Origin of the sequence: Microcoleus sp. LEGE 07076 (assembly GCF_015207455.1) — a bacterium.
GTDB lineage: Bacteria > Cyanobacteriota > Cyanobacteriia > Cyanobacteriales > Microcoleaceae > Microcoleus.
Window position 1 is genome coordinate 1 of the sequence record NZ_JADEWV010000229.1, and the last position, 8,800, is coordinate 8,800.

The 8,800-nt window shown below is 44.4% G+C and carries 5 protein-coding genes; 3 read left to right on the forward strand and 2 right to left on the reverse strand.

The window, feature by feature from the left end:
- Both IQ270_RS25480 and IQ270_RS25485 read right to left on the reverse strand, forming a co-directional pair.
- Positions 1-578: response regulator (locus IQ270_RS25480; RefSeq protein ID WP_193975961.1), on the reverse strand; the 578-nt coding region annotated here is incomplete at its 3' end.
- A 555-nt stretch (positions 579-1,133) separates the two neighbouring features.
- Positions 1,134-4,091: a response regulator gene (locus IQ270_RS25485; RefSeq protein WP_193975962.1), complete on the reverse strand. Its 2,958-nt coding sequence runs from the start codon at positions 4,089-4,091 to the stop codon at positions 1,134-1,136.
- A 485-nt stretch (positions 4,092-4,576) separates the two neighbouring features.
- On the opposite strand from IQ270_RS25485, the gene IQ270_RS25490 reads away from it, so the two are divergent.
- The 3 genes from IQ270_RS25490 (at position 4,577) to IQ270_RS25500 (ending at position 8,635) form a co-directional block, all read left to right on the forward strand.
- Entirely contained in the window at positions 4,577-6,922 is a 2,346-nt protein-coding gene (locus IQ270_RS25490) for a chemotaxis protein CheW (protein WP_193975963.1), read from the forward strand.
- A 15-nt stretch (positions 6,923-6,937) separates the two neighbouring features.
- A complete protein-coding gene (locus IQ270_RS25495; protein ID WP_193975964.1) occupies positions 6,938-7,372 on the forward strand; it encodes a chemotaxis protein CheW in 435 nt (144 codons plus the stop codon).
- 399 nt (positions 7,373-7,771) lie between these two features.
- Positions 7,772-8,635: a protein-glutamate O-methyltransferase CheR gene (locus IQ270_RS25500; protein WP_228056692.1), complete on the forward strand. Its 864-nt coding sequence runs from the start codon at positions 7,772-7,774 to the stop codon at positions 8,633-8,635.
- The last annotated feature ends 165 nt before the right edge of the window (positions 8,636-8,800 follow it).

Here is an 8,800-nt window from a genome sequence, read left to right on the forward strand (position 1 = left end):
TTCTTGGTAAACCCTACCAGATCAGCAAATAAGACGCTGACATTGGGGAAGTGATCGGCAATTACTAAGTCTGGGGTTGATTCTGCTTGCAGCCGGAGCGCGATCGACTCTGGTAAAATATTCAGCAATAATTTTTGAGTTTTCTGTTGACTTTCAATCAACTCCCTGTAAAGTTGAGACTGTTGAATTAAGCGCCGGACTCGCTGAATCAGCACTGGCCAGTGAATCGGCTTCGTCACATAATCTGTTGCTCCTACTTCAAAAGCTTGATTTACAGATTTTTTGTCATCTAGTGCTGTAATCATCAGCACCGGGATTTTTTGCGTTTTGGGATTAGCCTGGAGTTGGGCACAGCAAGTAAAACCGTCCATTACAGGCATCATCGCATCCAATAGGACAATATCTGGGAGATTTTTTTGACAAATGTCCAAACATTCTTGTCCGTTTGATGCCTCAGTTACCTGGTAGCCTTCTTTTTCCATGATCCGGCGCGTAAATAGCTGCTGGGTTGCTTCGTCATCTACGATCAGAATTTGGGGCGCGGTTGGCGCGTTTTTTCTAAAGTCAGCACTAATCATGGTAATTTGAAGATAGTATCAAGTTCTCAGTCAGAAGCAGATGTAATTTCTGCGTTGAGATAGATAAGTTCACCGTCGATCGATCGCACCAAAGTCATTGTTAACAAGTGTATAAGATAATACTCGATCGAAAAATTAAATTTCGACAAATAACGCAGCAAATGTAACTTTTTATACTGGCAAATTTTGACAAAGTATTTGAAAAGTTAGCGATATAGTCGCCGCGCTACTTGGGAGATTATGTTGAGAATTGTATCAGATTATCTGAGAAAATCTCAAGTTTTGTCATTGGCTAAATGGCCTAAAATGTTGAAGATTTTGGGGAAAACGGGCGTCCCGCGGCGCGCGCGGTGCTGTGCAATCGAGATTGTCTGTGACATTCGAGGGGGATCAGGATTCACGGCGAGTAGGGAATAGGGGACAGAAACATAGAATTTAAGGAATGATAATTAAATAACTTACAATCTTTATTGTTATTGTGGGATGGGAGGGAGAACCCGTCCCACAAATATGTGTAAATTATTTAATTCGCGATCCTAAATGCAGTACAGCCGCTCAGTAACTAGATAGCAAAGCCGCTTTTACCCGCTGATACTCGGCTGCAATTTTACGCATCAGAACCTCACTCTCAGCGAGACTTTCATTTCGAGCCATCTGTTCTAGCTGCGCGCACAATTGAAACAAAGGCATAGCTCCAACTGTCGTACAAGCACCTCTAAGAGCGTGAGCTAAGGCTTTAATTGCCGCAGCATCTGCTTGATTGACAGCATCTGCGAGTTCCTGCAATTTTAGCGGTGCTACTTCCATAAATTTATCAACGAGTTCGATCCAAAATTCTTCAGCTTCTTCTGCCAATAACTCCGTCAATTCTTCAAAAGTTTGACTGTCAAGAGGAGGCACTTCGATTTTTGATTCTGCTGTTTGTAGAGATTTTTCCGGCGCTGCTGGCGGTGAAGTTGGGGATTTCTTATCCTCTAAATTGGGTTCAGCCACCGCAGTTAAAGTTGGAAATTGAATATTGTCAGCAACTGCTAGAATTTCCCCAGAATTAGGAGGCAAAATTGCTGCTTCCGATTGATTTCCAACTTCTATTTGGGAAATTAAAACACCAGCACGGGCGATTAAATGCTTTAACTCTGCTAAGGCAGTTTCGTCAACTGCGGGTGCAACATTTGTCATCTCGTTTCCAGGCGCAGCTTGGGAAGCAGAGTCTGTCGGCTGGGCCTGTGAATTGTTCTGCACAGGATTGAAATTGGATTGCTCGGTTTGTCGATCGTACAAAGCGATCGCTTGAACTATTGCCTGCAATCGCACCGGCTTAGTGATATAATCGTTCATCCCAGCATCTAAACAAAGTTCGCGATCGCCCTGCATAGCATTAGCCGTCATCGCCACAATCCAAGGGCGAGTCGATTTTGGATTGTTGACTTGCTCGCGGGCGGGTAAAAAAGCAGCTTCGCCGCGAGAATTTTCTAATAAAAAATCTCCCGAAAATCGCTGGCGGATCAGGCGAGTAGTTTCCAGCCCGTCCATTTCTGGCATCTGCATATCCATAAACACAATATCGTATTCCGAACGCTCCAAAGCATCTAAAGCAGCTTGCCCGCTGCAGGCAAAATCTGCACTGTAACCTAACTTTTGCAGCATCTGCCCTGCTACCATTTGATTGACATCTACATCGTCTACTAACAGAATTTTTAAACACCGTTTTTGGGCTAATTCCTGATTAAATTGAGCTCCAATAAAACACGGTTGATTTGTGCTGCATTCTCCGCCCCGGATGCGGAGCAAAACTTCATGGAGATGTGCTTGCTTAATTGGTTTGTATATAAAAGCTGCGAATTCAACTCGCCCTTGAACTTCCCGCGTCGATGGCCGGCCGCCAGAACTCAAAATCATTAAAGGTAAATTTTGACCTTGAGGAAGTTCTCGAATTTTTTGAGCTAAAGTAATTCCGTCCATTTTTGGCATATGAAAGTCTAAAATCGCTAAGTCAAACATAGTTTCATGTTGCAGCACTTTCAGCGCTTGCGCGCCGGATTTGGCAGCGCGGACAACCATTCCCCAAGACTTAGCTTGCAGGATCAGAATTTTGCGGTTAGTGGCATTGTCGTCTACTAGCAGCAACCGCAAACCTGCTAGTTGAGGCTGGGGTGCATTCAGGTTTAATGTTTGTAACGGAGCGGCTGCTGGCCGAGCTTTGATGGTAAAATAAAATTTAGAACCTTTGCCAATTTCGCTTTCTACCCACATAGTGCCGCCCATGATTTCGCTGAGGCGCTTGCTAATGGCCAAACCTAAGCCAGTACCGCCGTATTTGCGAGTTGTGGAACTGTCAACTTGACTGAAGGCTCTAAATAGTATGTTTGTGCGATCGGGTTCAATTCCGATGCCTGTATCCCTGACAATAAATTGAATTTCGTAATTGCTACTTGCTGATTGTTCGAGAGCGTGAAAATCGGCAGCGCCGGATTGTGGCGCGGCGGGATTTACAGCAGGTTTCTGACTCGATGCTTCGCTGTCCAACTCAAGATTTGTCTCAGCAACCAACTTTGTTTGGGTAACTTCTAGATCCTTGTCGGCTATCAATTTAGCTGTTACTTTAACTACCACTTCGCCTCTGGCAGTAAATTTGATAGCATTGCCGAGCAAGTTGATCAAAATTTGTCGCAGTCTGGTGACATCTCCGTACAGGAAAGCGGGGACACCCGCCTCGAATTCGCAGATTAATTCGAGCTGTTTTTGGGCAGCTTTCATGGCTACTAAATCTAAAGCTTCTTCGACACAGTTTCTGAGATTAAAAGGTTGTTTTTCTAGATCCATCCTGCCTGCTTCTATCTTAGAAAAGTCGAGGATGTCGTTAATAATTGCCAGCAAAGCATCGCCGCTGGTGCGAATTATATTCAGAAAATTGCGCTGGTTTTGGCACAGTTGCGTGTCTAGCAGCAGATCAGTCATGCCGACGATGCCATTCATCGGCGTGCGAATTTCGTGGCTCATCATTGCCAAAAATTCACTTTTGGCTCGGTTGGCAGCTTCTGCGTCGGTTTTGGCGCGCTTGAGTTCTTCTTCTATTACTAATCGGTGTTTAATTTCTTGCTGGTAGGTTTGGATGCGGTGCGTTACTTCGGAAACATCTTGAATCGCGATTAAAGCATAGAAGCCTTCTCCTTTAATTGCTGGTATGGGAGTGACGTTGGTATTTTGAATTCGCGGTTTGCCGTTGGGTAGATTTGATTCAATCAAGGAATGGTGCAGTTTGGCAGAGAATACGGCGGGCAACCCGTTGTTAAATACTTGTTTGAAGCGATTTTCATATTTAGGTTCGTCGAGTTGGGGAAAGTGAGTTTTGAGGTTGGTTCCGATTATTTCTTTTTTGATCTTTTTTGTCCACTGCTCTAAAGTGCGGTTCCAAAACAGTACGATAAAATCGCTAGTGGTGACGCACAATCCGATGGGAACTCGATCGAGAACGCTGAATCTTTCTTGGGCTTTTTCTATTTGTTCTAGCATTTTGTATCAGGTTAAAATTTGACTAAATTCATGTATACTTCATAAGTTATTAAAAAAAAGGTTGGGAGGTAACAATGCCTAAAAATTATATTCCTTTATTCTGCCAGCTTCTATCCGATCGCTGGCTCAATAAACCCGGTTTATATGATAAATAAGAGGTTTGGGGACAGGCATTTAGGAAGAAACGGGGTTTGGGCGCGCTAAGAGTGTGTAAGCCGTGCATCGCCCTTGTCACTTGGTACGGTAAACGCCGAGCCAGATTTTTTGTGACGTGAGTTCAGAAACACGACTGGAAGGCTGCGATGTTAATAATTTTTGCTAATTTGTATAGATATAGTATACTAATTTGGTCAAGTTGGCAATCATCTAGCTGCGATCGCCCGATCGAGAGCAATGCTGACAGAGTGCACTACAGTTTTTAATTTTTAACTATTCGATCGTTTATTGTAATCCAGCGTCAAACCGAGGAAAAAGGAACGGGTTCGATGGAAATTGATGAAGATGTCAAGGAATTTTTGATTGAAGGCTATGAATATCTCAACCAAATTGAGGAGGATTTAGTAGCTTTAGAACAAAGCGATTCCGATCCCGAGGTGATGAACCGGATTTACCGCAGCTTGCACACGATTAAAGGTAATAGCGGTTTTTTGGGAGTGGAAAAACTCGAGTCGGTGGCTCACGCGGGAGAAAATTTGCTCAGCCGTTTGCGCGATCGCACAATTGCAATGACTCCGGAGATTGCTAGCGCTTTGCTATCGACAATCGACGCGGTGCGATCGCACATGGAGGCGCTCGAAACCACCGGAGAAGAAAGTCCGATCGCCCACACCGAATTGCTCGATCGACTTTTGCAACTCCAAGCATCCGGTGCCGAGTCTCAATTGCAGTCGAGCGCGTCTTTATCCACTGCCGCCATTTCAGAAGTTGCCGCCCAGGAACCGGAAAAATTAGACTTGACAGCAGAGTCTTTGCGTGTTGACGGTTTATTGTCGATCGACCAATTGCCAATTCCCGCTGTTAACAATACCGCCACAGAACAGGTAACTGCGGTAGATACCGAAGGCGATAAATTCAAAATTTCCGACACAGCAATCCGAGTAGATGTCGGCTTGCTAGACAAACTAATGAACTTGGTAGGGGAACTCGTTTTGTGCCGCAACCAAATCTTAGAATTTGCCAGCGCGCAAACAGCAAACTCCCAAAATGACGATACATTAAAATCAGTATCTGGTCGTTTAAACTTAGTTACTTCCGAATTGCAAGAAGGAGTAATGAAGACCAGAATGCAGCCAATTCGCACTATTTGGAATAAATTTCCCCGCGTAGTGCGCGACACAGCATTCGCCTTAGAAAAACAAGTACAGTTAGAGATGGAAGGCGAAGAAACAGAATTAGATAAAACCTTAATCGAGGCGATCGCCAACCCGCTAACCCACTTAGTCCGCAACTGCCTCGATCACGGGATCGAAACATCAGAAGTGCGCGTCGCTAAAGGCAAGCCCGCCGTCGGGAGGCTGCTGCTGCGAGCTTATCACGAAAGCGGTCAGGTAAACATTGAAATCTCCGATGACGGCGGGGGAATTGACCCGAATCGGATGAGAAATAAGGCCGTGCAAAAAGGAATGTTTTCGGCTGTTGACGCAGCGAAATTGAGCGATCGCGAAGCACTAAATTTGATTTTTCTGCCCAGTTTCTCCACAGCCGAAAAAATCACCAACATCTCCGGTAGGGGAGTGGGAATGGACGTGGTGCAGACAAATATTGAAAAAATCAGCGGCACGATCGACGTTCACAGTCAAGTAGACAAAGGCACGACTTTTAAGCTCAAAATTCCTTTAACCTTGGCGATTATTCCAACATTAATTATTACTACAGGAGGAGATCGCTACGCGATTCCTCAAGTCAATTTACTAGAACTGCTGCGACTGGAAGGAGAACAAATAAAAAGCATCGAAATGTTTCACGGAACGCCAGTGTATCGGTTGCGGGGGCGACTGCTGCCGCTGATTTATTTGAACCGAGAATTGCAGTTAGAAACAGGAATTGTAGAAAAGGAAAAAAAATCCCGATTCGACCCAGACGAGGCTTTGAACATTGTTGTGGTGCAAGCTACCGACAAACCTTTTGGATTGGTGGTAGATGCCATCAACGACACCCAAGAAATTGTGGTTAAACCTTTAGGAAAACAACTAAAATCTCTAGCTTGTTTTGCGGGAGCAACTATCATGGGCGACGGTAAAGTTGCTTTGATTTTGGACTTGCACGGGATAGCTCAGCAAACCCACATGACGGAGGCTCAAGAAAAGGCGATTTTAGCTGACGAAAACAGTCGGCGGGAATCTTCAGAACCCCCGCAGCAGTTGCTAGTATTTCAGGGCCCTGAAAATCGGCGGATGGCGATTCACCTATCGCGAGTTTGCCGCTTGGAAGAGTTTCCCCACCATCTTTTGGAGCGAGTCGGAAAGCAGCAGGTGGTGCAGTACCGCAACCAAATTATGCCGGTGATTTATTTGTCGGCGGTGTTTGGTGGCGGTGGCGGTGCGGCGAATTTGCCCGACGGTCTTGACGGGCGATCGCGCGCAGCAAGTGATAAACTGCCGTTAGTCGTGGTGTCGGTCGGCGAGCAGCACCAAGTCGGTTTAGTAGTCGATCGCATCGTGGATATTGTAGAACAGTCGATCGACATTAAAGGTGCAGCTACTCAAGCAGGAATTTCATATTGTGCTGTGATTCAGGGCCAAGTTACTGAAATCCTCAGTGTCGATGCAATAATTAACAACAATTTATTCGGAGTCGAGCAGATGTTAGCAAGCACCCGATCGGGCTATTAAAGGAATAATTAAACAATGCCTGAAAAAACTCTACTTTGTACTTTTTTCGTTGACAGCCTATTTTTAGGCATAGAAGTTGAGAAAGTCCAAGAAATCATCCGCTATCAGGAGATGACGCGAGTGCCGCTAGCACCCGCATTAGTGGGCGGATTAATCAATTTAAGGGGGCAAATTGTCACGGCGATTGATTTGCGGAGGCGATTATATTTGTGCGATCGACCAGTCGAACAACTGCCTTTAAATGTGATTGTCAGAACAGGAGATGAAACAGTCAGTTGGTTGGTCGATGATATTGGAGATGTCTTGGAAGTATCTCAAGCAGATTTTGAAACTCCTCCAGATACTTTTACCAGCAAAATACGCCCGCTAATTCGAGGAGCATACAAGCTACAAGGGCAGTTGCTCCTATTTTTAAATGTCGAGCGAGTTGTAGATTTTAGCAGTCAGTAGTCAGTAGTCAGTAGTCAGTAGTCAGTAGTCAGTAGTCAGTAGTCAGTAGTCAGTAGTCAGTAGTCTCTGCTCGCGAACCTTAGTTATTAGTGCGCTCTTAAGTTCTCGCTAACAGTAGTCATTAGTCGATGCACGAATAACTGTTTTTTCCTCTTCCTTCTGTCAACTGTCAACTCTTCCTTCTTCCCTCTTCCTTCTTCCCTCTTCCTGATGACTAATGACTGATGACTAATGACTGATGACTGATGACTAATGACTAATGACTAATGACTAATGACTAATGACTAATGACTGATGACTAATGACTAATGACTAATGACTAATGACTAATGACTAATGACTAATGACTTCTTCCTTCTTCCCTCTTCCTAATGACTAATGACTAATGACTAATGACTAATGACTTCTTCCCTCTTCCTTCTTCCTTCAATTACCATGCCGATAACTATTGCAGATTTTGATTACATCCGAAAACTCGTGTACGATCGCACCGGCGTATTCCTTTCCGAAGATAAAATGTACCTCGTTGAATCACGTTTAGGGATATTAGCAAAACAAGCCGGAACGAATTCCGTCAGTCGGTTAGTTGCAGAGTTAAAAAAAATAAAACAACAGCGTTTTAACCCGCTTTGCGAATCGATTGTTGAAGCAATGATGACGAACGAGACATTTTTTTTTCGAGATATCAACCCCTTCGAGATATTAAAAATATCAGTATTTCCCGAATTGTTAAAACAGCTCCCGGGTGAGGACACTTTGAATATTTGGTGTGCTGCTTGTTCCAGCGGGCAAGAACCCTACAGTATTGCGATGCTGCTGCGCGAATATTTTCCGCAATTGGCGAGAAATCGAGTGCAAATAATTGGTAGCGACATCTCTACAGCCATGCTGAAGCGAGCAAGTTCAGGATGCTACGTGCAGCACGAAGTAGTGCGCGGTTTGCCAACAGCATTGTTGCAGAAATACTTCCGCGATTGCGGCAAGGAATGGCAGATTAAAGAAGAGATTCGCTCTGCGATCGAATTTCGCCAGATTAACTTAACAGAACCCTTTGGATCAATGCCTCAAATGGACATTATTTTTATGCGAAATGTCTTAATATATTTCGATGTTCAGACAAAGAAATCGATTTTAGCGAGAGTGCGACGGGTGTTGCGGCCTGATGGCTATTTATTTTTAGGGGGAGGAGAAACAACAGTTAATCTTGACCCTGCTTTTAAGCCAGTGCAGTTTGAAAAAGGTGTATGTTACAAATTGATTTGATGTGCGGTCGATCGACTATCATAAAATTGGTTAGTAGTGAGGACTTTAGTCCTATCTTGATTAATAGACAAGATTGCAAAAGTCTTTTTAGGATTGTGAATTAAATAATTTACACATAATTGTGGGATGGGCGGGAGAGCCCGTCCTTTCTGGTCTGGACGGGCT